Below are 25,250 nucleotides of genomic sequence, written 5' to 3'. Positions count from 1 at the left end.
TCCGCCGCGTGTGTCCGGGCCGGGACTCCGGAGGCGTCCGGGCGCGCGTCGACCGCGCCGGCCGGGGCCGGGACGCGCCCGGCGGCCGTCGGGCGGGCCGCCGCCGCGGGGCGGCCCGCCTCCGGGGCGCCGAGGCCGGGCATCGCGCGGCGCAGTTCGAGGGCCGCCCGGTAGAGCTCCAGCGTGGAGTGCGGGTCGCCGGTCTGCGCGGCGACGCTGAAGGCGCCCCACCCGTCGGGCTGCGGCAGCCAGCTGCCCCCGGGCCCGAAGCCGTACGGCGGCTCGGCACCCGACCACGGGATCGGCACCCGGCACCCGTCCCGCAACCCGTCCTGCCCTGCGGCCTCGCCGACCTCGCCGGCCCCACCGGCCTCCCCGGCCCCACCGGCCCCGTGGTCCCCGTCGGCCGCTCCGGTGCCGCTGGGCCCGTAGTCCGCGCCGGCCGCGCCGGCCGCGCCGGCCGCGTCGGCCGCCCCGGCCCCGTCGGCCGTCGGGTGCGCGGGGCGCCGGCCCCGCCGGAACGCCGGGTCGCGGCGGGCGGTGGCGGGGAGGTCGGAGACCTCGGGGAGGCCCAGTTCCTCGCCCTGGTAGAGGTACGCCGAGCCCGGGAGGGCCAGCATCAGGAGGGCCGCCGCGCGGGCGCGGGCCAGGCCTCGGGGGCCGCCGCCGTAGCGGGTGCGGTGGCGGACCACGTCGTGGTTGGACAGCACCCACGTGGTCGGCGCCCCCACGGACGCCGTCGCCGCCAGGGACTCGTCGATCACCGTCCGCATGGCCGCCGCCTCCCACGGGCACTCCAGGAAGCGGAAGTTGAACGCCTGGTGCAGCTCGTCGGGGCGGACGTACAGCGCCAGCCGGTCCGAGGACGGCGCCCACGCCTCCGCGACCCCGATGCGCGGGCCCTCGTACGAGTCCAGCAGCCGCCGCCACGCGCGGTGGATCTCGTGCACCCCGTCCTGGTCGAAGAAGGGGAGCGGCTGCGTGCCGATCAGGGTGGCCTGGGCCCCGCGCCCGATGTCCGGCAGGCCCGGCGCCTTGACCATCCCGTGCGCGACGTCGATCCGGAAGCCGTCCACGCCCAGGTCCAGCCAGAAGCGCAGCACGGAGGCGAACTCCTCGCGGACCTCCTCGTGCTCCCAGTTCAGGTCCGGCTGCTCGGGCGCGAACAGGTGCAGGTACCAGTCGCCGTCCGCGACCCGCGTCCACGCCGGCCCCCCGAAGACCGACTCCCAGTCGTTGGGCGGCAGCGAGCCGTCCGCCCCCCGCCCGGGGCGGAAGTGGTAGCGCTCGCGCCGGGCGGGGTCGGCCAGGGCCTCCTGGAACCACACGTGTCGGTCGGAGGTGTGGTTGGGCACCACGTCGACGATCACGCGCAGGCCCAGCTCGTGCGCCGCCCGGACCAGGTCGTCGGCGTCCGAGAGGGTGCCGAAGATCGGGTCCACCGCCCGGTAGTCGGCGACGTCGTAGCCGCCGTCCGCCTGCGGGGAGACGTAGAAGGGGGTGAGCCAGACCGCGTCCACCCCCAGCCGGGCCAGGTGCGGCAGGCGCGAGCGCACCCCGCGCAGGTCGCCGATCCCGTCCCCGTCGCTGTCGGCGAAGGAGCGGACGTACACCTGGTAGATGACGGCATCCCGCCACCAGCCGCCCGCGCCGCCCCCCGCGCCGGCAGCCCCGCCGGCACCGCTTGCGGTCGGGTTGCTGGAAGAGCTTGCAAGGCGGGAGGCGGTGAGCTCATGGGTCATACCGGGGTCAACGCGACGACCCGACCCCTGGTTGCGGGCCCGTTCACTCGAAGACCATTCGAACTAACAGCAAGCTGCGGCAACCGTCCGGACACACAGATGTAACGATCCCCTCCGCTTGCAGAAAATTGCCGCAAGGTCTTTCGGATGGCTTTCAGCCTTGTTACGTTCTCGGCAACTCGGGACCGCGAGGGAGCGGCCGGGATCATCGAAGGAGTTCATATGCGGCGTGGCATAGCGGCCACCGCGCTGGTCGCGGCCCTGGCGCTCGCGGCGACGGCTTGCAGCGGTGACAAGAACGACGGCGGCACCGACACCGGCGCCGGCGGCGAACTCTCCGGCACGGTCACCTGGTGGGACACCTCCAACGACGCGGAGAAGGCCACCTTCCAGAAGATCGCCGAAGGCTTCACGGCCAAGCACCCCAAGGTCACCGTCAAGTACGTCAACGTCCCGTACGGCGACGCCCAGAACAAGGTCAAGAACGCCTTCAGCAGCGGCGCCGACGCCCCCGACGTGATCCGCGCCGACGTCGGCTGGGTCGCCGACTTCGCCTCCCTCGGCTACCTCGACAAGGTCCCGGCCGACACCGCCAAGCAGGTCGACGCGGAGTTCCTGCCCAAGGCGGCGGCCAGCGGCAAGTTCGACGGCCAGATGTACGCCGTCCCGCAGGTGATCGACTCGCTCGGCCTCTTCTACAACAAGAAGATGCTGGCCGATGCCGGAGTGCAGCCGCCGACCACCTTCGAGGAGGTCAAGACCGCGGCCGCCAAGATCAAGGAGAAGACCGGCAAGTCCGGCCTGTACCTGCGCGGCGACGACTCCTACTGGTTCCTGCCGCTGATCTACGGCGAGGGCGGCGACCTCGTCGACGCCAAGACCAAGACGGTCACCGTCGACAACGAGGCCGGCGTCAAGGCCTTCAAGGCCGCCCGTGACCTGGTCTCCTCCGGTGCCGCCGTCACCAACGCCACCGACGGCTACACCAACATGCAGAACGCCTTCAAGACCGGCCAGGTCGCCATGATGATCAACGGCCCGTGGGCGATCAAGGACACCTACGAGGGCGAGCAGTTCAAGGACAAGGCCAACCTCGGCATCGCCGCGGTCCCGGCCGGCTCCGCCCGCGCCGGTGGCCCGCAGGGCGGCCACGACCTCGCCGTCTACGCCGGCTCGAAGAACCGCGCCGCCGCGCACGCCTTCACCGCGTACATGACCTCGCAGGAGGTGCAGGTCCAGGCCGCCAAGGAGCTCAGCCTCCTGCCGACCCGCACCGCCGCGTACGAGCAGAGCGACGTCAAGGCCAACGAGATGGTCCAGTTCTTCAAGCCGGCCGTCGACAAGGCCGTCGAGCGCGCCTGGATCCCGGAGAACGGCGCCCTCTTCGACCCGCTGAAGGTCGAGTACACCAAGGCGGTCACCGGCGCCTCCAGCCCGGAGGACGCGGCCAAGGCGGCCGGCGTCGAGTTCCGCAAGATCCTCAAGGGCTGGAAGTAAGGACGACGATGGCTGTCCACACCAGCCGGTCGGTGGCGAAGGCCGCGGGTGACGATGTCGCCCGCGGCCGGAGCCGCCGTGGCCTCAAGCACGCGCTCGCCACCCACTGGTACGCCTGGGCGATGATCGCCCCCGTCGTACTCGTCCTCGGTGTGATCATCGGATGGCCGCTGGTGCGCGGCGTCTACCTGTCGCTGACCGACGCCAACGAGCGCAACGTCGCCCGTACGATCGGCGCCAACACCATCGAGGCCTCGTACGAGTTCGTCGGGCTCGACAACTACACGGACGTGCTCGGCGACCCGGTCTTCTGGCAGCGGCTGGTGTGGACGGTGATCTGGACCGTCGTGTGCGTGTCCGTCACCTTCGCGCTCGGACTGGCCCTCGCGAACATGCTCAACCGGAACTTCCGGGGCCGCGGCTTCTACCGGATGGCGCTCATCCTGCCCTGGGCCGTCCCCGGCTTCGTCTCCGTCTTCGCCTGGCGGTTCCTCTTCAACCGCGACAACGGCATCCTCAACAAGCTCCTCGACGGCGGCGGCATCGCCGCGATCCCGTGGCTCGACGACCCGACCTGGGCCAAGCTCTCGGTCATCACCGTCAACGTGTGGCTGGGCGTGCCCTTCATGATGGTCGCCCTGCTGGGCGGCCTGCAGTCCATCCCCGGCGAGCTGTACGAGGCCGCCGAGATGGACGGCGCCAGCGCCTGGCAGCGCTTCCGGCACATCACCCTGCCGGGGCTGCGCGCGGTGAGCATGACGGTGATCCTGCTCTCCACCATCTGGACGTTCAACATGTTCCCGGTGATCTTCCTGCTCACCCGGGGCGGACCGGGCGACTCCACCGAGATCCTGGTGACCCAGGCCTTCCGTGAGGCCTTCATCTCCAGCCCGCGCGACTTCGCCGGCTCCGCGACCTGGGGCGTGCTGATCCTCGCCCTCCTCATGATCTTCGCGCTGGTCTACCGGCGTTCGCTGCGCAAGCAGGGAGAGGTGTGGTGACGATGACCACCGCCGAGACCACCGCATCCACGAACACCACCGGCACCGGCACCGGCGGGCCCGCCAAGGCCGTACGGCGGCGCGGGCAGCGCTCGCCGCTGGCCTCCTTCGGCCTGCACGCGACCCTCGCCGTGGCCGCCGTCATCGCCGTCTTCCCGGTGCTGTGGGTGCTGCTGACCTCGCTCAAGCCCGCCGGGCAGGCCGTCAGCACGGACTTCGTGAAGGACCCGACCCTGGAGAACTACCGCTACCTGGTGGAGTCGACCTCCTTCTTCACCTGGTTCGGCAACTCCGTGCTGGTCGCCGGCGTCACCACCGTCCTCGGCGTCTTCATCGCCGCCACCACCGGGTACGCCGTCAGCCGCTTCAAGTTCCCCGGCATGCGTCCGCTGATGTGGACCCTGCTGGTGACCCAGATGTTCCCGATGGCCATCCTCATCGTCCCGCTCTACAACCTGATGGGACAGCTGGGGCTGCTCAACCAGCCGCTCGGCCTGATCATCACGTACCTCACCATCGCGGTGCCGTTCTGCGCCTGGATGATGAAGGGCTTCTTCGACACCATCCCGGTGGAGATCGACGAGTCCGGCCGCGTGGACGGGCTCAACCCCTTCGGCACCTTCTGGCGGCTCATCCTGCCGCTGGCCCGCCCGGGCCTGGCCGTCACCGCCTTCTACTCCTTCATCACCGCCTGGGGCGAGGTCGCCTACGCCTCCGCCTTCATGGTCGGTGACGACAACCTGACGCTGGCCGGCGGCCTGCAGACCTTCGTCACCCAGTACACCGCCAACTGGGGCCCGATGACGGCCGCCTCGGTCCTCATCGCGATCCCCGCGGCCATCTTCTTCGTCTTCGCCCAGCGCCACCTCGTCGCCGGGATGACGGCGGGCGCGACCAAGGGCTGACCACCCCGTTGCACAGGCGCCCCGCCCTCCGTACGACCGGCCCGACCTCTCCAAGGACGACATGACCCAGCACCTCGCCGAGACCTCCTCCGCCCCGACCGGGACCCAGCCGGGGGGCTGGTGGAGAGACGCGGTGATCTACCAGGTCTATCCGCGCAGCTTCGCCGACTCCAACGGTGACGGCATGGGCGATCTCGAAGGCATACGGAGCCGGCTGCCCTACCTCAAGGAACTGGGCGTCGACGCCGTCTGGCTCAGCCCGTTCTACGCCTCCCCGCAGGCCGACGCCGGCTACGACGTCGCCGACTACCGGGCCATCGACCCCATGTTCGGCACCCTGCACGACGCCGACGCGGTGATCCGCGAGGCCCACGCGCTGGGCCTGCGGATCATCGTGGACCTCGTCCCCAACCACTGCTCCGACCAGCACGAATGGTTCAAGCAGGCGCTGCGCGAGGGCCCCGGCACGCCGCTGCGCGAGCGCTTCCACTTCCGCCCGGGCCGGGGCGCGGACGGCGAGCTCCCGCCCAACGACTGGGAGTCCATCTTCGGCGGCCCGGCCTGGACGCGGACCGAGAACCCCGACGGCACCCCCGGCGAGTGGTACCTGCACCTCTTCGCCCCCGAGCAGCCCGACTTCAACTGGGAGCACCCGGCCGTCCACGACGAGTTCCGCTCCATCCTGCGGTTCTGGCTGGACCTGGGCACCGACGGCTTCCGCATCGACGTCGCGCACGGCCTGGTCAAGGCCCCGGGCCTGCCCGACCTCGGCCGCGACGAGCAGCTGAAGCTGCTGGGCAACCAGGTGCTGCCGTTCTTCGACCAGGACGGGGTCCACGAGATCTACCGCTCCTGGCGCAAGGTCCTCGACGAGTACGACGGCGACCGCATCGGCGTCGCCGAGGCCTGGACGCCCAGCGCCGACCGCACCGCGCTGTACCTGCGCCCCGACGAGCTGCACCAGGCGTTCAACTTCCACTACCTGGGCACCGGCTGGGACGCGGCCGACCTGCGCGCCACCATCGACGAGTCGCTCGACGCCATGCGCCCCGTCGGCGCCCCCACCACCTGGGTGCTGTCCAACCACGACGTGGTCCGCCACCGCACCCGCTTCGGCGACAGCCTGGACCGGGCCCGCGCGGCGGCCCTGCTGATGCTGGCGCTGCCCGGTTCGGCGTACGTCTACCAGGGCGAGGAGCTGGGCCTGCCGGAGGTCACCGACCTGCCGGACGAGGTCCGCCAGGACCCGTCCTTCTTCAAGGAGAACGGCCAGGACGGCCTGCGCGACGGCTGCCGGGTCCCGATCCCGTGGTCGGGCACGCAGGCGCCGTACGGCTTCGGCACCGGCGGCAGCTGGCTGCCGCAGCCGCAGGAGTGGGCGTCCCTGAGCGTCGAGGCGCAGAGCGCCGACCCGTCCTCCACGCTGGAGCTCTACCGCGCCGCCCTGCGGCTGCGGCGGTCCCACCCGGCGCTGGGCGCGGGCGACGCGGTGCAGTGGCTCGACGCCCCCGAGGGCGTCCTCGCCTTCCGCCGGGGCGACTTCGTCTGCACGGCCAACACCACGCAGCAGCCGGTACGGATGCCCGTGCCCGGCGAGCTGCTGCTGGCCAGCGGTCCGGTCACGGCCGCGGGCGAGCTGCCGGCGGACACCACGGTGTGGTGGCAGGTGACGTCGGGGTGACCTCCCCCTTGCGACTGACGGACATCGCCGCGCAGGCCCAGGTCAGCGAGGCGACCGTCAGCCGTGTCCTCAACGGCAAGGCGGGCGTCGCGGCCGGCACCCGGCACAAGGTGCTGGCCGCGCTCGACGTACTGGGCTACGAGCGGCCCGTACGGCTGCGGCGGCGCAGCAACGGCCTGGTGGGGCTGATCATCCCCGAGCTGACCAACCCGATCTTCCCCGCCTTCGCCCAGGTCATCGAGCAGGCGCTGGCGGGGCACGGGTACACGCCGGTGCTCTGCACGCAGACACCGGGCGGGGCCACCGAGGACGAGCTGGTGGAGCAGCTGGAGGAGCGCGGCGTCACCGGCATCGTCTTCCTGTCCGGCCTGCACGCCGACTCGGCCGCGGACCCCGCCCGCTACCAGCGGCTGGCGGCCCGGGGCCTGCCGTTCGTCCTGATCAACGGCTTCAACGAGCACGTCAACGCGCCGTTCGTCTCCCCGGACGACCGGGCGGCGGCCCGCATGGCGGTCCGCCACCTCGTCGATCTGGGGCACGAGCGGATCGGCCTGGCGATCGGTCCGACCCGGTACGTGCCCTCGGCCCGCAAGGCGGAGGGCTTCCGCTCGGCGCTGGCCGAACTGGGCACGCCGGACGCCGAACCGTACATCCAGCGCACCCTGTTCACGGTCGAGGGCGGCCACGCGGCGGGGGGCGCACTGCTGGACCGGGGCGTGACGGGCATCGTCTGCGGCAGCGACCCGATGGCGCTCGGCGCGATACGGGCGGCGCGGGAACGGGGGCTGCGGGTGCCGCAGGACGTGTCGGTCGTCGGCTTCGACGACTCCCCGCTGATCGCGTTCACGGACCCCCCGCTGACGACGGTCCGCCAACCGGTGCGCCCGATGGCCACGGCGGCCGTCGGAGCCCTGCTGGAGGCGGTCTCGGGCACGCCGGTCCAGCGCACGGAGTTCGTCTTCCAGCCGGAGCTGGTGGTCCGGGGCTCGACGTCCCAGGCCCCGTCGGCCCCCTGAGGGCCCTGGTCCCTACCCCCGCTGCCCGGCGGCGTACCCGACGAAGCCGGACCAGGCGGCGGGGCCGAGGGCGAGCTGGGCGAACGCCGGCCGCGTGGAGTCACGGACGAGGACCCTTTCGGGGGTCCTCGCCACCTCTACGCAGTCGGGGCCGTCGTTCGTGCTGTGGCTGCTCTTGGCCCACGCCACTTCGACGCAGTCGTTGCTGCTGCTCGGGCTGTAGCTGCTCTTGAACCACGCTACTTCGACACAGTCGTTGCTGTCGCTGGGGCTGTAGCTGCTCTTGAACCACTTCAGCGCGGCGAAGTCTCCGTGGGACGGCTCGATGCTCATGTCTCCCCCAGCGTTTTCTCGATGATGACCCGCGACTCTCGTGGGGTGAGAGCCTGCGCGCGCATGATCCCATACCGCAGTTCCAGAAGCTGGATGCTCTTGGGGTCGGTGATCAGTCGACTCGATAGCTGGCTCTCGACGTACCCGATCGTGGAACCGTCCCCGAGCTTCAGAACGGCGAGCTGCCCGCCCATCCCGGCGTGGTCCTCGCAGTTCGTCGGCATCACCTGGACCTCGACGTTACGCATTCTGCCGACGTCGAGCAGGCGTTCCAACTGTTCGCGCAGTACTTCCCGACCTCCGATCGGCCGCTCCAGCAACACCTGCTCCAGCACGAACGTGATCGTGGGCGACGGCTGCCGGTGGAGGACCTCCTGCCGGGCCAGGCGCGCCGCCACGTAGCGCTCGACCTCGTCAGGGGTGAACGACGGTCGCCTCATCTCGTACAGCGCCCGTGCGTACGCCTCGGTCTGGAGCAGGCCGTGCATGTTGTGGTTCCCGTAGGCGTTGAGCTCAACCGCGCTCGACTCCAACTTGGCCAGATTCCTGACCTGCTTGGGGTACCGGGCCTTTTGTACGTCGACCTTCATCGCCGAGATCTTCCCGCCAGCCCCGAGAATCTCATCTGCCTTGTCCAGATACTCTGGGCGGGGAATGCGGGTCCCGCGCTCGATCTTGTAGATCAGTTCAGCGCTGTATCCCATCCGCGTAGCGAACCGCGGCCGGTCGAATCCGCCCGCCTCCCGCCACATTTTCAACTGGCGTCCGACCGTGGCGATCACCGCCCCGGATTCATCCTCGGGATCGAGTTCCCAGCTCGACTCGTCCGTGCTGTCCGTACTCACTTCCACCTCCGCATAGGGACCGGCGGGACAGGGCGAGGCCGCCCTGGACAAGGGCCGTACACAGGGCCCCGGGCTCTTTTCAGGTTACGCATGGATGGCGACGCTGAGTGACGTGAATCAGGAAATCTCCTTCGTCGCCACGCTGCCCGCCACTCCGCGCGGCGCCCGCCTCGCCCGAGAGCTGGCCGTGGCCCAACTGGCCAGGCAAGAGCTCCCGTTCGCCGACGTCGCGCAGATCGTCGCGGAGCTCGCCGCCAATGCTGTGTCACATGGGAAAGTACGCGGCCGAGGCTTTCGCCTCGCGCTGGCGACGCGCCCCGGCCCTACGCTCCGTATCGAGGTGACCGATACCCGGTCCGACGCCCTCCCGCCCGAAAGCGCCAAAATCCCGCCCTTGGAGGGGGAGTCGGGTCGAGGCCTGTTCCTCGTCTCGGCGCTGGCCTCACGGTGGGGAACGGACAAGGGTCTTCCACCTCTCAAAACCGTGTGGGTGGAAATCGACCTGCCGTGTCCCATTTCACCGGATCGAGGTTTCCGCGACCCGGTCGGCCGCGTCTCGGTCGGGCACGACGCATAAGGACTAAATAACCGGGGGAAATGACCTTACCAACCTCCCCCCTCCCCTCCGTCACTCACTCGGGTGAAAAGGAGGAACCGGGCTGGCGCAAAAGCCAATTGAGGGTGCAGGCTCGATTCCGACAACACCCCAGACATGCGAACGGCCCTCGTACGGGACTGGCATCCCGAGCGAGGGCCTCGCCGCAGAGGAAGCAAGACCTTCCCTATGGCTGACCAGCACCTTAGCGCGCCCAGGCGCGCCGCGTACGGCATCCGGCACAACAACCGTGTCCTGCGTGGCCGATACGTCAAGATCAGCAACCTGCTCGCCCAGCACCGCGAGCTGAGCATCACCGCGATCGGGCTCTCGACGCACATCCAGTCGCTGCCAGCGGGCACGAAGGTGACGATCAAGTCGCTGGCCGAGCGGTTCCCGGAGGGCGAGGTACGGATCGCTGCCGCGCTCAAGGAGCTGGAGGAGCACGGCTATCTGGCCCGCTACTCGGAGCGGACGGCGGCGGGCACGGTCGTCAGCCACGTCGTGTCCTACAACGTTCCTGCGGCCATGGCCCCCACCGAGGACGACGACGATCCGACCCCGCCGGAGCCGCCGCCGGTCCCGGAGCCACCCACTCCGGACCCCGCGCCAGAGCCCGCCGAAGAGGCAGCCGCAGAGGCGGAACCACCCGAGCCCGTTGCCCCAGTCGCGCCCGAAACACTCGACGCCGCAAAGGGCGTACTGACCCGGCTGCGGCTGCGGGATCCGCGTCTGCTGCTCTCGGAGCGGGACGTGAACCGGCTCGCGCCCGCCGTGGCGGCGTGGCTGGAGCGGGGGATCAGGCCGTCCGTCGTCGGCAGCGTGCTGGCCGGGAACCTGCCCGTGGTCCCCATCCGCGCGCCCGCCGCCCTGCTGGCGTACCGGCTGCGGGAGATGATCCCGGCCCGGCTCCTGCCGCCACCAGCACCGGAGGCGAGGCCGCCGGCGGACCGGGTGATTCACCCGTTCGTGAACTGCGAGGACTGCGGACGCGCCTTCCGCGCCCCACGCCCCGGCCACTGCCACGACTGCGCCCCGGGCGACTCGGCCGTGGCATGAGCGGCGTGGGCCGTCCGTAGCGGCGCGGAAATCCGTGGACGGCCCGCACGAAGATCACGTACCGTGTGACCTGACCGGGAGCGCTCCAAGCAGTCTGTATCCCGGAGGAATTCATGACCGATACGGTCATCCGCGCGCTGTCCGCGAGCGACGCACATCTCTTCGACGCACACCCCGACCCCCTGGGCGCCCGTGAAGGTCATCGGCGTACCCGGTTCCGCCCCGACTGGAAGCGCGTCGCCCTGCGGGACGGCGAGGTCGTCGCACGCGGCGCGTGGTGGGGCGGCCCCGACGACTCGGAGCCCGTCAACATCAACTGGTTCGACGTGGCCGAGGGCGAGGAGGAGGCCGGGGCCGAACTCCTGCGCTCCGCTCCCTGGCAGGTCGAACTGGAGATCAACCTGCCCGGCGGCTGGCGGGAGGAGACCGACCTGCGCGCCGCCGGTGAGGCGCGCTTCGCCGCCGCACGAGCCGCGGGGTACGAACTCCTGGTGGAACGCTTCCTGTACCGCTGGACCCCGGAGCGAGGGCTGCCCGAGCGGCCCGGACGCCTGCGCTTCAGCGCCGAACCCGACGACACCGTGTTCCTCGACGCGCTGCGCCGCATCCACTCCGTCACCCTGGACGCCCACGCGCTCAGGGCCATCGAGGAGGGCGGCCTCGACCAGGCCGCCCAGGAGGAACTCGACTTCTTCCACTGGTGTCCCTCCCCACGGGAGTGGTGGCAGCTCGCACACACGCCGGAGGGCGACCTCGCCGGCATCCACATCCCGGCGCACAACCCCTCGGGCCCGACCATCGGCTTCATCGGGGTCGTCCCGGAGCAGCGAGGCCGCGGCTACGCCTACGACCTCCTCGCGGAGTGCACCCACTTCCTCGTCGAGCAGGGCGCGGAGTCCATCAGCGGGGCGACGGACCAGGGCAACTTCCCCATGGCCGCGAACTTCGCCAAGGCCGGCTTCCCCGTCGTCAGTGAACGCATCAACTTCCACCCGGCGGGCCCGGCGGCCTAGGGGCGGCCGCGGGGAAGCATCCGGTCCAGCCACCTCGGCAGCCACCAGTTGGTCCGGCCGAGGAGTGTCATGGTCGCCGGTACCAGCACCATGCGTACGACCGTGGCGTCGATGAAGATCGCGGTGGCCAGGCCGAGCCCGAACATCTTGGTGGAGGGGTCGTCGGCGACGGCGAAGGACAGGAAGACCGCCACCATGATGAGGGCGGCCGAGGTGATGATCCGGGCGGTGCGCGAGACGCCCTCGACGATCGCCGTGCCGTTGTCGCCGGTGCGCAGGTACTCCTCGCGTACGCGGGAGAGGAGGAACACCTCGTAGTCCATCGACAGGCCGAACAGGATGGCGAAGAGGAACATCGGGATGAACGACACGATCGGAACCGTCGCTTCCAGCCCGATGAGTGCGCCTCCCCAGCCCCACTGGAAGACCGCGACCATGATGCCGTAGGCCGCGCCGATGCTCAGCAGGTTCAGCAGTACCGCCTTGAGCGGTACGAGTATCGAGCGGAAGACCGGCACCAGCAGCAGGAACGACATCGCCAGCACGGCGGCGACGAACACCGGCAGGCGCTGGCTGGTGCGCTGGCCCACATCGGACAGGCTCGCGGCGGCGCCGCCGACGTGGGCCCTGGCCGGGCCGTGCCCGATCGCCGTGGGCAGCACGTCGGTGCGCAGCCGGGCGATGGTGTCGGCCGTGGCCTTGTCCTGCGGGCTGGTGGTCGGGAACACCACGAGGGTCGCGATGCCGGTGGCCCGGTCGATGTGCGTCGGCGCGACGGATGCGATGCCCGGATCCGCCGCGACCGCCCCGACGAGTCGGTCCAGCACGTCCGGATCACCGGTGGGGTCCGCGGCGATGACGAGGGGACCGTTGGTGCCCGGGCCGAACCCCTCGGCGACGAGGTCGTAGGCCCGGCGCTCGGTACGGCTGTGGGGCAGTGAGCCGTCGTCGGGCAGGCCGACGCGCAGGCCGAGCACGGGCAGCGTCGCGGTCAGCAGCAGCCCCGCCGCGCCGACCGCGTACGGCACCGGGTGCCGGCTGACGTGCCCGATCCAGCGGCGCCACCCCGCGGCGTGGGCGGCGCCTGCCGCCGGGTCCCGCCGTCGTGCGAGTCGGCCCGGCTTCCTGGTCTGCAGAGCCCGGCCGATCCGGCCGGCCCGGGCCAGGCGTGGGCCCGCCGCGCCGAGGAAGGCCGGCAGCAGCGTCACCGACGCGAGCACCATCGTCAGGACGACGATCGAGACGGCGAGCCCGCCCACCGTCATGAACGGCACGTTCGCGACCGCCAGGCCGAGGATCGACACGACGACGACGCCGCCGGCGAAGACCACCGGCCGCCCCGCCGTGGCCACCGCTCGCCCCGCCGCCTCGTGGGGATCGAGCCCGCGCGCGAGGTACTCCCGGTGCCTGGCGAGCACGAACAGCGCGTAGTCGATGCCCACTCCGAGCCCGACCATACTGCCCAGGACCGGCGCGAAGGTGGGGACCTCCGTCACCCCCGCCAGTACCGTCATCGTGGCGACTCCGATGGTCAGCCCGAAGACCGCCATGCCGATCGGCAGCGCGGCGGCGACGAGCGAACCGAACGCCAGGAACAGGATCGCGGCCGCGGCGAGGAGGCCGATCAGCTCGCTCGCGCCGCCGTCGGGGTCGGAGAAGGCGTAGAAGAGGCTCCCGCCCATCTCGATGCGCAGCGGTAGCTCGGCGCGCAGCCGGTCGCCGAGATCGACGAGGGCGTCGAGGTCCTCGGCCGACAGCCGGCTCTGGTCGGGATACTGCACCCGGACGACCGCGATCCGCCCGTCGGCCGAGACGAGGCCGGCGCGCACGGCGGTGTCCCGGCGTACGTCGAGTGCCCCCGCCGGGTCGCTCGTGCCGAGCACGTGCGGCAGCCGCTCCACCTCGGTCTGCAACCGCGTGAGAGCGGTGCGCGCGCTGCCGTCGTCGAAGAACGTCGCACCGCCGTCGAGGGGGGTGACGACCACTTGGGCGGTCATCCCCTCCTGGCCGGTGCCGGCCCGCTCGACCAGTTCCGCGGCCCGCCCGGAGTCCAGCCCCGGAGCGGTCATCGAGTCCGCGGTACGCCCGCCGAAGGCGATCGCGGCGAGGACGGCGAGCGTGGCGGCGACCAGCCATGCCGCGATCACCCGCCAGGGATGGCGGGCGGCGCTTGCGCCCAGGCGGAACAGGGCTTTCGAGAGCATCGGGTCCTCCGACCACTACGTCGGCCGTCGTGGTACGGCCGCCGATGCCGAGGCTCGCCGCCACGGGGCTCCGCGGCATCGGCTCGCGGGCCGCGGATCCGTCGGCCCCGGGGCGGAGTGACGACCCGTCCTTTCGGCCGATGCGCGGCACGGCGCGGTGCCTAGGCTGAGAACCGTGCTACGAGACGACCTGCGAGCCCTGTGGACCGAACCCCGGCCGCCCGACGCGCCCGCCCGGGTGTGGCGGGACTGGGCGCTGCTCGCCGTGGGCCTGGGCGGTGTGGTGCTGGAGGCCGCGCTGCGCGAGAACGTCGTGTGGCGGCCGGTGGCGGTGGTGTTCGCCGTATGGCTGTGCCTGCTGCCCTTGTGGCGCCGGACCCGCCCGCTGGCGATGGTCGGGCTGGCGTTCGGCTCGGTGGTCCTGCTCGAAGTGGCCTCGCTCGTCGCCGCACCGCGCGAGCCCGTCGGCCTGTACACCGGCGCGGTCGTGCTCGTGCTGGTGTACGCGCTGCCCCGGTGGGGATCGGGACGCGAGATCGTGCTCGGCGGCGCGGTGATCCTCGCGGCCGGCACGCTGTGTGTCGTCATGGACGAGACCCCGGTCGTCGAAAAGGTCGTGGGCATCGTCTTCCTGCTGCTGCCCGGCGTGGTCGGGGCTGCCGTGCGGTTCCGGGTGACCGCCCGCGAGCGGCAGTTGGAGCAGTTGCGCTCCCGCGAGCGCGAGCAGCTCGCCCGGGAACTGCACGACACGGTGGCCCACCACGTGTCGGCCATGGTGATCATCGCCCAGGCGGGCCGGGTGCTCGCGGGCACCGACCCGTCCGCCGCCGTCGAGGCGCTGGAGGGGGTCGAGGAGGAAGGGGCGCGCACGCTGGAGGAAATGCGCGCCATGGTCGCCACGCTGCGCGACCGCGGGGCCGGCGCCGAGCTGGCGCCCCCTGCCGGAGTCGCGGATCTGGAGCGCCTGGCGCGCACCCCGGGTGGTCGCCTCAGGGTCGACCTGGAGCTCGACGGCGAACTGGACGCGCTGCCCCCGGCCGTGGACGCGGCCGTCTACCGGATCGTGCAGGAGTCGGTGACCAACGCGCTGCGCCATGCGGCCGACGCGACCGAGCTCGTCGTCCGGGTCGCCGCTGAACGGAACACGGTGCGGGTGAGCGTGCGCGACAACGGCCGGCGCACCGGCCGGGGTCGCGACGGATACGGACTGACCGGACTGCGCGAGCGCGCGACCCTGCTCGGCGGCACACTACGAGCCGGCCCGGGTACCGACCGGGGCTGGCATGTCGAAGCCGAACTGCCGAGAGCGAGGAGCGAGAGCGGTGTCCATTCGCGTCCTCGTCGCTGACGACCAGACGATCATCCGCACCGGGTTGCGGATCATACTGAACGCCCAGCCCGGCATCGAGGTGGTCGGCGAGGCCGCCGACGGGCGGGAAGCGGTCCGTCTGGCCCGCGAACTACGCCCCGACGTCTGCCTGTTCGACATCCGCATGCCCGTACTCGACGGGCTCGAGGCCACCCGGCTGCTCGCCGGCCCGGGCGTCGCCGACCCGCTGGCCGTGGTCGTCATCACCACGTTCGACCTCGACGAGTACGTCTACGGCTCACTGCGGGCCGGCGCCCGCGGATTCCTCCTCAAGGACACGGGACCGGACCTTCTGGCGCAGGCCGTGCGGTCGGCGTCCGACGGTGAGGCGCTCATCGCGCCCAGCGTCACCGTCCGTCTGCTCCAGGCGTTCGCGGACCTGCCCGCCGGCCGACCCGTGGCCCAGCCGGTCTCCCCCGTCACCGCCCGCGAGGAGCAGGTGCTCCTCGCCGTCGCCCGCGGGCTGACCAACACCGAGATCGCCGATGCGCTGCACATCAGCCTCAGCACGGTGAAGACGCATCTGGCCAGCCTGATGGCCAAACTCGGCGCCCGCAACCGGGTCGAGATCGCGATGTGGGCCTACGAAACGCGCCGTATCCTCCCCGGAACCTGAGCCGGGTGGCGCCGTTCAGGCCCGGGTGTAGCCGCCGTCGGCGAAGAGTTCGGCGCCGGTGACGAACGACGAGGCGTCCGATGCCAGGAAGAGGGCGGCCTCGGCGATCTCCTCGGCGTCTGCCAGCCGCCCCAGCGGCACGACGGCCTCGGCGAACCGGTCGGCGTCCGGCCCCGCGGCGCCCAGCAGGCCAGGGGTCCGCGTGGGGCCCGGGCTGAGCACGTTGACCCGGAACCGGCGCTCCCGCGACTGCCGGGCCCAGTTGTGCACGAGGTTGCTCACCGCCGCCTTCGAGGCGCTGTAGACCTCCAGATGCTCGTTGGGGCGCACGCTGTTGCTCGAGCCGACGACCAGGAGGGAGGCGTTCTCCGCCAGCAGGGGGAGCGCCTTCTGCACGGTGAACAGGGGGCCCTTGACGTTGACGGCGAGCGTCAGGTCGACGTTCGCCTCGGTGTGGGCGCCGAGCGCCGCGTCCGCGACGATTCCCGCGTTGGCCACCAGTACGTCGATGCGTCCGGCCTCCTCGCGGACGCGCGCGTAGAGCGTGTCCAGGTCGGCCAGGACGGAGACGTCGGATCGTACGCCGGTGGCGGCAGGGCCCAGCTCCTCGACGGCCGCTTCGAGGCGGTCGACGTTCCGGCCGGTCACGAAGACCCGTGCGCCCTCCCGGACGAAGCGGTGGGCGATGGCCAGCCCGATCCCGCTGGTCCCCCCGGTGATCACGGCCACCTTGTCCTGCAGCACGCCTGGCATGTTGAACCCCTTCGGTTATGGAACGGATCGTCCATAACGTTGGCAGTAATGGACGATCGAGTCAAGAATGGCTAGCCTGGAACCATGCCGAGACCACGCGCATTCGACGAACGCCACGTCCTGGAGCAGGCCCGGGAACAGTTCTGGGCGACCGGCTATGCGGGAACGAGGATGGACGACATCGCCCGGGCGACCGGCCTGGGCAAGGGCAGCCTGTACGGCGCCTTCGGCGACAAGGGCAAGCTGTTCCACCGCGTGTTCGGCGACTGGTGCACCGCGGTCGTCGAGGTGGCCGAAGGAGAGCTGGCAGGTGGCCCGGACGCCGAGGCCCTGACCCGCCTGTCGGGATACGTGCACCTGATGGCGGAGAACGCGGCCTCCGACACCGAGCGCCGAGGATGCCTGCTGGCCAAGGGCGCGGCGGAACTGTCCCAGTGCGACCCGACGGTCGCCGCACGATCGGCCGAGACCATGACGGCACTGCTGACCCTGCTGCGGACGGAGATCAGCGCCGCCCAGCGCCACGGCGACATCGACAGCGCGGCGGACCCGGAGCGGCTGGCGGCCCTGCTGCTGACGGTGGTCCGCGGCATCGAGGCGGTCGGCAAGGCCGGCCTGGCCCCGGAGACGCTGCGGAACATCGCAGACACCGCCCTGGCGGTCCTGCCCGTGCCCGAGGTGCGGAAAGGCGGCCGGGCCGGACGCGGTCCGGCCCGCGAGAACTGACCCGGCGCCATCACCAGGGCGGTACAGGTCGTGCAACACCGTCAGGAAACAATTCTGCAATCTCTTGCGCAAGGTCTTGCAACACCTTGGGGTGCGCCCCTACGGTCGCCACCATCCCCACCTCTCCGCCAGGAGGAGCCCCCATGCGACCCACCCGCCCCGCCCGTCGCAGTGCCAGAGCCCTGGTCGCGGCCGCGACCCTCGTCGCCGCGACGGTGTCCGCCACCGCGACGGCCACCGGGCCCGCCCTCGCGGTCCCGCCGGGCGAGAAGGACGCCACCGCCGTCCTCTTCGAGTGGCGCTTCGACTCCGTCGCCAAGGCGTGCACCGACACCCTCGGGCCCGCCGGGTACGGGTACGTCCAGGTGTCCCCGCCCCAGGAGCACATCCAGGGCGGCCAGTGGTGGACCTCGTACCAGCCCGTCAGCTACAAGATCGCCGGGCGGCTCGGTGACCGCACCGCGTTCACGAACATGGTCAACGCCTGCCACTCCGCCGGGGTGAAGGTCGTCGTCGACTCCGTCATCAACCACATGGCCGCCGGTGACGGGGTCGGGACCGGCGGGTCCTCTTACACGAAGTACGGCTACCCCGGCATCTACTCCGGCGCCGACATGGACGACTGCCGGGCCGAGATCACCAACTACCGGGACCGCGTCAACGTCCAGCACTGCGAGCTCGTCCAGCTCGCCGACCTCGACACCGGCGAGGAGTACGTCCGCGGGCGCATCGCCGGGTACCTCAACGACCTGCTGTCGCTGGGCGTCGACGGCTTCCGGATCGACGCCGCCAAGCACATGCCGGCCGCCGACCTCGCCAACATCAAGTCCCGCCTGACCAAGCCCGACGCCTACTGGAAGCAGGAGGCCATCCACGGCGCCGGGGAAGCCGTGGACCCCGCCGAATACCTCGGCAGCGGTGACGTGCAGGAGTTCCGGTACGCCCGCGACCTCAAGCGGGTCTTCGAGGGCGAGAACCTCGCCTACCTCAAGAATTTCGGGGAGGGGTGGGGGTACATGGCTTCGGGCAAGGCCGGGGTGTTCGTCGACAACCACGACACCGAGCGCGTCGGTGACACCCTCAGCTACAAGTCCGGCTCCGCCTACACCCTCGCCGGCGTCTTCATGCTGGCCTGGCCCTACGGCTCGCCCGACGTCCACTCGGGTTACGAGTGGAGCAACAAGGACGCCGGTCCGCCCAACGGTGGCGCGGTGAACGCCTGTTACACCGACGGCTGGAAGTGCCAGCACGCCTGGCGCGAGATCTCCTCGATGGTGGCCTTCCGGAACGTGTCCCGCGGTCAGGGCGTCACGAACTGGTGGGACAACGGCGCCGACCAGATCGCCTTCGGGCGCGGCACCAAGGCGTACGTCGCGATCAACCACGAGGGCGCGGCCCTCACCCGTACCTTCCAGACCTCCCTGCCCGCCGGGGACTACTGCGACGTGCAGAGCGGCCGCACCGTCGGCGTGAACGGCTCCGGCCAGTTCACCGCCACCGTCGCCCCCGGCACCGCCCTCGCCCTGCACGCGGGCGCCCGCTCCTGCGGCACCCCGCCGTCGGCCGGTACCGGTGCCGCCTTCGGGGTCACCGCCACCACCGTGCCCGGCCAGAACATCCACGTCACCGGCGACCACGCCGCGCTCGGCGGCTGGAACACCGGCGCCGCCCTGAAGCTGGACCCGGCCGCCTACCCGGTCTGGAAGCTCGACGTGAACCTGCCGGCCGGTACGGCGTTCCAGTACAAGTACGTCCGCAAGGACGCCGCCGGCAACGTCACCTGGGAGAGCGGCGCCAACCGCACCGCCACCGTGCCCGCGAACGGCCGGGTCACCCTGACCGACACCTGGCGCAGCTGACCGCGCCCCCTGACGAGGGCCGCCGCCGGGCACCCAAGAACCCGCCACCGCCCGGCTGCGGCCCTTTTTCCTGCCCAGAGCAGTCCAGATCAGCCCAGATGATCCCTGATCAGCCCAGTGCAAGGAGTCCTGCCGTGATACGCCCAGCCCTGCGCACCGCCGCGGGCGTGGCCGCCGCCGCCCTGGCGGTGACGCTCGTGCCCGCGCTGCCCGCCGCGGCCGCCGGCGCCGCCGCCCGGCCGCCCGCCCCGCCCTCGGACGCGAAACTGGCCGCCGAGCCCGCCCGTCACGACCTGACCCGGGAGCAGTTCTACTTCGTACTGCCGGACCGGTTCGCCAACGGCGACCCGCGCAACGACCGGGGCGGGCTGACCGGCACCCGGCTGGAGACCGGCCTGGACCCGGCCGACAAGGGCTTCTACCAGGGCGGTGACCTCAAGGGGCTGACCGACCGGCTCGACTACATCAAGGGCCTGGGCACCACCGCCATCTGGATGGCGCCGATCTTCAAGAACCAGCCGGTGCAGGGCAAGGGCGAGGACGTCTCCGCCGGGTACCACGGCTACTGGATCACCGACTTCACCCAGGTCGATCCGCACTTCGGCAGCAACGCCGACCTGGAGAAGCTGATCGACAAGGCCCACTCCAAGGGCATGAAGGTCTTCTTCGACGTCATCACCAACCACACCGCCGACGTCGTCGACTACGAGGAGAAGTCCTACTCCTACCTGTCCAAGGGGGCGTTCCCCTATCTGACCAAGGACGGGGTGCCCTTCGACGACGCCCAGTACGCCGACGGGAAGAAGAAGTTCCCCGCCACCGACCGGGACTCCTTCCCCCGTACCCCCGTCGTGCCCCCGGCCAAGAAGAACCTGAAGGTGCCGGCCTGGCTCAACGACCCGCAGATGTACCACAACCGCGGCGACTCCACCTTCGCGGGCGAATCCAGCGGCCAGGGCGACTTCTTCGGCCTCGACGACCTGTGGACCGAGCGTCCCGAGGTGGTCAGCGGCATGGAGAAGATCTACGAGAAGTGGGTCCGCGACTTCAAGATCGACGGATTCCGCATCGACACCGTCAAGCACGTCAACACCGAGTTCTGGACCCAGTGGGCCACCGCCCTCGACGCGTACGCAGCGAAGCGCGGCCGGCCGGACTTCTTCATGTTCGGCGAGGTCTACTCCGCCGACACCGCCGTCACCTCCCCGTACGTCACGCGCGGACGGCTCGACGCCACCCTCGACTTCCCGCTCCAGGACGCCATCCGCGCGTACGCCTCCCAGGGCGCCGGCGCGGCCCGGCTGGCCGGGGTGCTCGGTGACGACTACCGGTACACCACCGACAAGGCCAACGCCTACGAGCAGGTGACCTTCCTCGGCAACCACGACATGGGCCGCTTCGGGGCCTTCCTCAAGCAGGACCGGGCGGGCGCGGGCGAGCAGGAGCTATTGGACCGCTACCGGCTGGCGAATGAACTGATGTTCTTCAGCCGTGGCAACCCCGTCGTCTACTACGGCGACGAGCAGGGCTTCACCGGCGCCGGCGGCGACAAGGACGCCCGCCAGTCGCTGTTCGCCTCCAGGACCGCCGACTACCTCGACGACGACCAGCTCGGAACAGCGCGCACCCACGCGAGCGATGCTTACGATCCGGGACACCCGCTCTACCAGCAGATCAGTGCTCTCTCGAAGCTGACCAAGGCCCACCCGGCCCTGCGCGACGGCATCCAGAGCGAGCGCCTCGCCGACGGCTCCGTCTACGCCTTCGCCCGCACCGACGCCAAGTCCCGCACCGAGTACCTGGTCGCCGCCAACAACGCCACCGCCGCCCGCACCGTCGAGCTCGACGCCCCGGCCGGAGCCGCCTACCACGTCCTGTACGGCGGCGGGGGCACCACCACCGTCTGGGCCTCCTCCGCCGGCAAGGTCACCGTCTCCGTCCCCGCCCTCGGCTCGGTCGTCCTCCAGGGCACCGCGCCCCTCCCCGCCCCCGCCACCAGGCCCGCGATCACCCTCACGCCCCCGGCCCCCGGCGCCACCGGCACCGTCGAGCTGTCCGCCGACGTCACCGGCGGCGGCCTGAACCGGGTCGTCTTCGCCGCCCGGACCGGCAACGAGAAGTGGCAGGTCCTCGGCTCCGCCGACCACGCCCCGTACAAGGTCACCCACCACATCACCGCCCCGCAGGGCACGGCCCTGCGCTACAAGGCGGTCGTCGTCGACGCCTCCGGCCGCACCGCCGGCGCGCAGGCCGCCTCCGTCGCCGGCCAGGTGCCGCCCGCCGAGGTGCCCACCGCCACCCAGCGCGACTACGCGGTCGTCCACTACCACCGCCCCGACGGCGACTACACCAACTGGCGGCTGTACGCCTGGGGGGACATCGCCGAGGGCGAGGTCACGCCATGGCCGGCCGGCCACGACTTCGTCGGCCGCGACGCGTACGGCGCCTTCGCGTACGTACGTCTCAAGCCCGGCGCGAGCTCCGTCGGCTACCTCGTCATCGACAAGGACGGCAACAAGGACGTCGCCGCCGACCGCACCATCGACGTGACCAGGACCGGCGAGATCTGGCTGGAGCAGGGCCAGGAGCCGGCCCGTACCGACCGCCCCGCGTACCCGCCGCAGGACACCTCCAAGGCCGTCCTCCACCACCGCCGCGCCGACGGCGCGTACGACGGCTGGGGCCTGCACGTGTGGACCGGCGCCGCCACCCCCACCGACTGGTCCAAGCCCCTGCTCCCCGCCCGCTTCGACGCCTACGGCGCCGTCTACGAGGTCCCCCTCGCCCCCGGCGCCACCAGCCTCGGCTACATCCTCCACAAGGGCGACGAGAAGGACCTCCCCTCCGACCAGTCCCTGGACCTGAAGGCCGCCGGACACGAGGTGTGGCTGCTCGCCGGCCAGGACAAGCACCTCCTTCCCCAGCCCGCCGGCTCCGCCGCCGCCCTGGACCTCACCACGTCCCAGGCGGTCTGGATCGACCGCGACACCCTCGCCTGGAACGCCCCCGCGGCGGCCGCCTCCGTCCAGCTGCTCGCCTCCCGCGACGGCGCCGTCAAGGCCGAGAACGGCACCCTGACCGGTACGGCGCAGTGGCTGCGGCTGAACCGCTCCGAACTGACCGCCGCCCAGAAGCAGAAGTTCCCGCACCTCGCCGCGTACCCCGCCTTCACCGTGGACCCGCGCGACCGCGACCGCGTCCGCGAGGCGCTGCGCGGCCAGCTCGTTGCGAGCGCCCGCGCCGGAGGCGGCGCCGTCCTCGCCGCGACCGGCGTCCAGCTCGCCGGGGTCCTCGACGACCTGTACGCCACGACCGCGGCCCTCGGCCCGGTCTTCAAGGACGGCCGCCCCACCCTCTCCGTCTGGGCCCCCACCGCCCAGCAGGTGACCCTCGAACTCGACGGCCGCAGCGTCGCCATGCGCCGTGACGACACCACCGGCGTCTGGTCGGTGCGCGGCGAGCGCTCCTGGACCGGCAAGCCGTACCGCTACGCCGTCACCGTCTGGGCCCCCAGCACCCGCCAGGTGGTCCGCAACCTCGTCACCGACCCCTACTCCACCGCCCTGACCACGGACTCCACCCACAGCCTGGCCGTGGACCTGGCCGACCCCCACCTCGCCCCGCCCGGCTGGCGCGACCTGCGCAAGCCCGCCCCCGTCCCCTTCACCGCCGCCCAGATCCAGGAACTGCACGTCCGCGACTTCTCCGTCGCCGACCGCACCTCCCGCCACCCCGGCCGGTACCTGGCCTTCACCGACACCTCCTCGGCGGGCATGCGCCACCTGCGCGACCTGGCCGCCGCCGGCACCTCGTACGTCCACCTGCTGCCGGCCTTCGACATCGGCACCATCCCCGAGAACCCCGCCGACCGCACCGAACCGGCCTGTGACCTGGGGGTCTACGCCCCGGACTCCGAGCAGCAGCAGGCCTGCGTGGCCGCCGCGGCCGCCAAGGACGCCTACAACTGGGGCTACGACCCGCTGCACTACACCGTCCCCGAGGGCTCCTACGCGAGCGACCCCAACGGCACCGCCCGCACCGTCGAGTTCCGCAGGATGGTCCAGTCCCTCAACGGCGCCGGGCTGCGCACCGTCATGGACGTCGTCTACAACCACACCGTCGCCGCCGGGCAGTCGGACAAGTCGGTCCTCGACCGCATCGTGCCCGGCTACTACCAGCGCCTGCTCGCCGACGGCTCGGTGGCCACCTCCACCTGCTGCGCCAACACCGCCCCCGAGAACGCCATGATGGGGCGCCTCGTCGTCGACTCGGTCGTCACCTGGGCCAAGCAGTACAAGGTCGACGGCTTCCGCTTCGACCTCATGGGCCACCACCCGAAGGCCAACATCCTGGCCGTGCGCCAGGCCCTGGACGCCCTCACCGTGGCCAAGGACGGCGTCGACGGCAAGGCGATCGTCCTCTACGGCGAGGGCTGGAACTTCGGCGAGATCGCCGACGACGCCCGCTTCGTCCAGGCCACCCAGAAGAACATGGCCGGGACCGGCATCGCGACCTTCTCCGACCGGGCCCGCGACGCGATCCGCGGCGGCGGCCCCTTCGACGAGGACCCGCGCGTGCAGGGCTTCGCCTCCGGCCTGTTCACCGAGCCCAACGGCTCACCCGCGAACGGCACCCCCGAACAGCAGCGGGCCCGGCTCCTGCACGCCCAGGACCTGATCAAGGTGGGCCTGTCCGGCAACCTCGCCGCCTACACCTTCACCGACACCGCCGGCCGCCGCGTCAAGGGCTCCGACGTCGACTACAACGGCAGCCCGGCCGGTTACGCCGCCGCGCCCGGTGACGCGCTCGCCTACGCCGACGCCCACGACAACGAGACCCTGGCCGACGCCCTGACGTACAAGCTGCCGGCCGCCACCGCACCGGCCGACCGGGCCCGGATGCAGGTCCTGGCCATGGCCGCGGCCGCGCTCTCCCAGGGGCCGGCGCTCTCCCAGGCCGGCACGGACCGGCTGCGCTCCAAGTCGCTGGACCGCAACTCCTACGACAGCGGCGACTGGTTCAACGCCATCCACTGGGACTGCCGCGACGGCCAGGGCAACGGCTTCGGCCGCGGTCTGCCCCCGGCCGCCGACAACCGCTCCAAGTGGGTCTACGCCAAGCCCCTGCTGGCCGGGGTCACGGCCCCCTCCTGCGCGCAGACCGAGGCCGCCTCGGCCGCCTACCGGGACCTGCTGCGGATCCGTACGAGCGAGCCGGTGTTCTCCCTGACCACCGCCGACGCCGTCCAACGCGCCCTGGCCTTCCCGCTGTCGGGCCCGGCGGAGACCCCCGGCGTCATCACCATGACCCTGGGGGACCTCGTCGTCGTCCTCAACGCCACGCCCGCCGCCCAGCACCAGCGCGTCCCCGCGCTCGCCGGACAGGGCTACGCCCTGCACCCGGTCCAGGCGCAGGGCGCCGACGCGGCCGTCAAGCAGGCGTCGTACGAGTCCGCGACGGGCGATTTCACCGTCCCGGCCCGTACGGTGGCCGTCTTCACACGACGGTGAGCTGATCCAGCCGCTTCTCCAGCAGGATCACCCCGTACACCCGCCCGTCGGCACCCTGCTTGTCGGGCAGCTCCCCGACCACCCGGTAGCCCGCATTCCGGTAGTACGCGAGCAGCCGGGGGTTGGAGGAGACGCAGTCCAGTCGCGCCCGTTCGCGGCCGGTCCTGGCGATGCGCCGCTCGGCGTGTTCGAGCAGTCGCCGCCCGGCCCCGGCGGGCGCGACCCGGCGGTCGGCCATCAGCCGGTGCACGTAGCCGGCGACCGGAGGCTGTACGCCCCAGGCGTCCTCGTCGGACCACCACAGCTCGTACGCCCCGCAGATCCGTCCGTCGGGATCACCGGCCAGCCAGACCTCGCCCTCGCGCATGATCGCCGTGAAGTGCGCGGCGTCCTTCTCCCCGGGCTTCCACTGCTCGATGCCGGTGTCCCGCATCCACCGCGCGGCCTGGTCGTACAGGGCCGTCAGGGTCCCGGCGTCCTTCTCCGCGGCCCGCCGGAACAGCAATCCGTCGTCAATGATCACGCG

The 25,250-nt window shown here is 71.7% G+C and carries 18 protein-coding genes and 1 pseudogene; 13 read left to right on the top strand and 6 right to left on the bottom strand.

Features of this window, described 5'->3' with window-relative positions:
* Positions 1-125: 125 nt before the first annotated feature.
* Positions 126-1,742 (bottom strand): annotated as a pseudogene (locus ACIPXB_RS12580) (glycoside hydrolase family 13 protein); the annotation flags it as partial.
* Positions 1,743-1,964: 222 nt separating this feature from the next.
* On the opposite strand from ACIPXB_RS12580, the gene ACIPXB_RS12575 reads away from it, so the two are divergent.
* The 5 genes from ACIPXB_RS12575 (at position 1,965) to ACIPXB_RS12555 (ending at position 7,842) form a co-directional block, all read left to right on the top strand.
* Positions 1,965-3,239, top strand: a complete 1,275-nt coding sequence (locus ACIPXB_RS12575; RefSeq protein WP_401448074.1) for an extracellular solute-binding protein — start codon at positions 1,965-1,967, stop codon at positions 3,237-3,239.
* Between the two features lie 8 nt (positions 3,240-3,247).
* Positions 3,248-4,240, top strand: coding sequence for a carbohydrate ABC transporter permease (locus ACIPXB_RS12570; RefSeq protein WP_401448072.1), 993 nt, complete (start codon positions 3,248-3,250; stop codon positions 4,238-4,240).
* A 2-nt stretch (positions 4,241-4,242) separates the two neighbouring features.
* Positions 4,243-5,145 carry a sugar ABC transporter permease gene (locus tag ACIPXB_RS12565; protein WP_401448308.1) on the top strand — a complete coding sequence of 301 codons (903 nt, stop codon included), beginning with the start codon at positions 4,243-4,245 and terminating at the stop codon, positions 5,143-5,145.
* Between the two features lie 61 nt (positions 5,146-5,206).
* A complete protein-coding gene (locus tag ACIPXB_RS12560; protein WP_401448070.1) occupies positions 5,207-6,826 on the top strand; it encodes a glycoside hydrolase family 13 protein in 1,620 nt (539 codons plus the stop codon).
* Positions 6,823-7,842: a LacI family DNA-binding transcriptional regulator gene (locus tag ACIPXB_RS12555; protein WP_401448067.1), complete on the top strand. Its 1,020-nt coding sequence runs from the start codon at positions 6,823-6,825 to the stop codon at positions 7,840-7,842. Before ACIPXB_RS12560 ends, ACIPXB_RS12555 begins: the two co-directional genes overlap by 4 nt.
* A gap of 12 nt (positions 7,843-7,854) precedes the next feature.
* Here ACIPXB_RS12555 and ACIPXB_RS12550 read toward each other — a convergent pair whose 3' ends face one another.
* Complete coding sequence (locus ACIPXB_RS12550) at positions 7,855-8,175, bottom strand: DUF397 domain-containing protein (protein WP_401448065.1); 321 nt, start codon at positions 8,173-8,175, stop codon at positions 7,855-7,857.
* Complete coding sequence (locus ACIPXB_RS12545; RefSeq protein WP_401448062.1) at positions 8,172-9,020, bottom strand: helix-turn-helix domain-containing protein; 849 nt, start codon at positions 9,018-9,020, stop codon at positions 8,172-8,174. The genes ACIPXB_RS12550 and ACIPXB_RS12545 overlap by 4 nt, the downstream gene beginning before the upstream one ends.
* Positions 9,021-9,114: 94 nt before the next feature.
* Here ACIPXB_RS12545 and ACIPXB_RS12540 point away from each other — a divergent pair, with 94 nt between their 5' ends.
* The 3 genes from ACIPXB_RS12540 (at position 9,115) to ACIPXB_RS12530 (ending at position 11,687) form a co-directional block, all read left to right on the top strand.
* Positions 9,115-9,597, top strand: a complete 483-nt coding sequence (locus ACIPXB_RS12540) for an ATP-binding protein (protein ID WP_401448059.1) — start codon at positions 9,115-9,117, stop codon at positions 9,595-9,597.
* A 207-nt stretch (positions 9,598-9,804) separates the two neighbouring features.
* Positions 9,805-10,674 carry a helix-turn-helix domain-containing protein gene (locus tag ACIPXB_RS12535; RefSeq protein ID WP_401448056.1) on the top strand — a complete coding sequence of 290 codons (870 nt, stop codon included), beginning with the start codon at positions 9,805-9,807 and terminating at the stop codon, positions 10,672-10,674.
* Positions 10,675-10,787: 113 nt separating this feature from the next.
* Positions 10,788-11,687: a GNAT family N-acetyltransferase gene (locus ACIPXB_RS12530; protein WP_401448054.1), complete on the top strand. Its 900-nt coding sequence runs from the start codon at positions 10,788-10,790 to the stop codon at positions 11,685-11,687.
* Here ACIPXB_RS12530 and ACIPXB_RS12525 read toward each other — a convergent pair.
* Positions 11,684-13,891, bottom strand: coding sequence for an MMPL family transporter (locus tag ACIPXB_RS12525; protein ID WP_401448052.1), 2,208 nt, complete (start codon positions 13,889-13,891; stop codon positions 11,684-11,686). The genes ACIPXB_RS12530 and ACIPXB_RS12525 overlap by 4 nt on opposite strands.
* A gap of 175 nt (positions 13,892-14,066) precedes the next feature.
* Between ACIPXB_RS12525 and ACIPXB_RS12520 the strand changes: the two genes are divergently transcribed.
* Complete coding sequence (locus ACIPXB_RS12520; RefSeq protein WP_401448050.1) at positions 14,067-15,239, top strand: sensor histidine kinase; 1,173 nt, start codon at positions 14,067-14,069, stop codon at positions 15,237-15,239.
* Positions 15,214-15,876: a response regulator gene (locus ACIPXB_RS12515; RefSeq protein WP_401448047.1), complete on the top strand. Its 663-nt coding sequence runs from the start codon at positions 15,214-15,216 to the stop codon at positions 15,874-15,876. The genes ACIPXB_RS12520 and ACIPXB_RS12515 overlap by 26 nt, the downstream gene beginning before the upstream one ends.
* A 15-nt stretch (positions 15,877-15,891) precedes the next feature.
* Here ACIPXB_RS12515 and ACIPXB_RS12510 read toward each other — a convergent pair whose 3' ends face one another.
* Positions 15,892-16,629 carry an SDR family NAD(P)-dependent oxidoreductase gene (locus tag ACIPXB_RS12510; RefSeq protein WP_401448045.1) on the bottom strand — a complete coding sequence of 246 codons (738 nt, stop codon included), beginning with the start codon at positions 16,627-16,629 and terminating at the stop codon, positions 15,892-15,894.
* 84 nt (positions 16,630-16,713) lie between these two features.
* Here ACIPXB_RS12510 and ACIPXB_RS12505 point away from each other — a divergent pair, with 84 nt between their 5' ends.
* From ACIPXB_RS12505 to pulA, 3 genes are all read left to right on the top strand, one after another.
* Positions 16,714-17,355: a TetR/AcrR family transcriptional regulator gene (locus ACIPXB_RS12505; RefSeq protein ID WP_401448042.1), complete on the top strand. Its 642-nt coding sequence runs from the start codon at positions 16,714-16,716 to the stop codon at positions 17,353-17,355.
* A 143-nt stretch (positions 17,356-17,498) separates the two neighbouring features.
* The gene (locus ACIPXB_RS12500; RefSeq protein WP_401448040.1) at positions 17,499-19,214 is read left to right on the top strand and encodes a carbohydrate-binding module family 20 domain-containing protein; all 1,716 of its coding nucleotides are present in this window, start codon (positions 17,499-17,501) and stop codon (positions 19,212-19,214) included.
* Positions 19,215-19,312: 98 nt separating this feature from the next.
* Positions 19,313-24,724 carry a pullulanase-type alpha-1,6-glucosidase gene (gene pulA / locus ACIPXB_RS12495; RefSeq protein ID WP_401448037.1) on the top strand — a complete coding sequence of 1,804 codons (5,412 nt, stop codon included), beginning with the start codon at positions 19,313-19,315 and terminating at the stop codon, positions 24,722-24,724.
* Here the strand turns inward: pulA and ACIPXB_RS12490 are convergent.
* Entirely contained in the window at positions 24,711-25,247 is a 537-nt protein-coding gene (locus tag ACIPXB_RS12490) for a GNAT family N-acetyltransferase (protein WP_401448035.1), read from the bottom strand. The genes pulA and ACIPXB_RS12490 overlap by 14 nt on opposite strands.
* Between the last annotated feature and the right edge of the window lie 3 nt (positions 25,248-25,250).

It is taken from the genome of Streptomyces sp. NPDC090022 (assembly GCF_044748145.1).
Classification (GTDB): Bacteria; Actinomycetota; Actinomycetes; order Streptomycetales; family Streptomycetaceae; genus Streptomyces.
Note: the sequence above shows the minus strand (reverse complement) of the source record. Positions and strands in the feature narration are given on the sequence as shown.

Excerpts from the sequence above, each read along its gene's own strand:
- pulA (WP_401448037.1), top strand. The coding sequence starts at position 19,313 with ATGATCCCTGATCAGCCCAGTGCAAGGAGTCCTGCCGTGATACGCCCA.
- ACIPXB_RS12560 (WP_401448070.1), top strand. The coding sequence starts at position 5,207 with ATGACCCAGCACCTCGCCGAGACCTCCTCCGCCCCGACCGGGACCCAG.
- ACIPXB_RS12500 (WP_401448040.1), top strand. The coding sequence starts at position 17,499 with ATGCGACCCACCCGCCCCGCCCGTCGCAGTGCCAGAGCCCTGGTCGCG.
- ACIPXB_RS12530 (WP_401448054.1), top strand. The coding sequence starts at position 10,788 with ATGACCGATACGGTCATCCGCGCGCTGTCCGCGAGCGACGCACATCTC.
- ACIPXB_RS12550 (WP_401448065.1), bottom strand. The coding sequence starts at position 8,175 with ATGAGCATCGAGCCGTCCCACGGAGACTTCGCCGCGCTGAAGTGGTTC.
- ACIPXB_RS12510 (WP_401448045.1), bottom strand. The coding sequence starts at position 16,629 with ATGCCAGGCGTGCTGCAGGACAAGGTGGCCGTGATCACCGGGGGGACC.
- ACIPXB_RS12525 (WP_401448052.1), bottom strand. The coding sequence starts at position 13,891 with ATGCTCTCGAAAGCCCTGTTCCGCCTGGGCGCAAGCGCCGCCCGCCAT.
- ACIPXB_RS12570 (WP_401448072.1), top strand. The coding sequence starts at position 3,248 with ATGGCTGTCCACACCAGCCGGTCGGTGGCGAAGGCCGCGGGTGACGAT.
- ACIPXB_RS12535 (WP_401448056.1), top strand. The coding sequence starts at position 9,805 with ATGGCTGACCAGCACCTTAGCGCGCCCAGGCGCGCCGCGTACGGCATC.
- ACIPXB_RS12575 (WP_401448074.1), top strand. The coding sequence starts at position 1,965 with ATGCGGCGTGGCATAGCGGCCACCGCGCTGGTCGCGGCCCTGGCGCTC.
- ACIPXB_RS12505 (WP_401448042.1), top strand. The coding sequence starts at position 16,714 with ATGCCGAGACCACGCGCATTCGACGAACGCCACGTCCTGGAGCAGGCC.
- ACIPXB_RS12540 (WP_401448059.1), top strand. The coding sequence starts at position 9,115 with ATGGCGACGCTGAGTGACGTGAATCAGGAAATCTCCTTCGTCGCCACG.
- ACIPXB_RS12565 (WP_401448308.1), top strand. The coding sequence starts at position 4,243 with ATGACCACCGCCGAGACCACCGCATCCACGAACACCACCGGCACCGGC.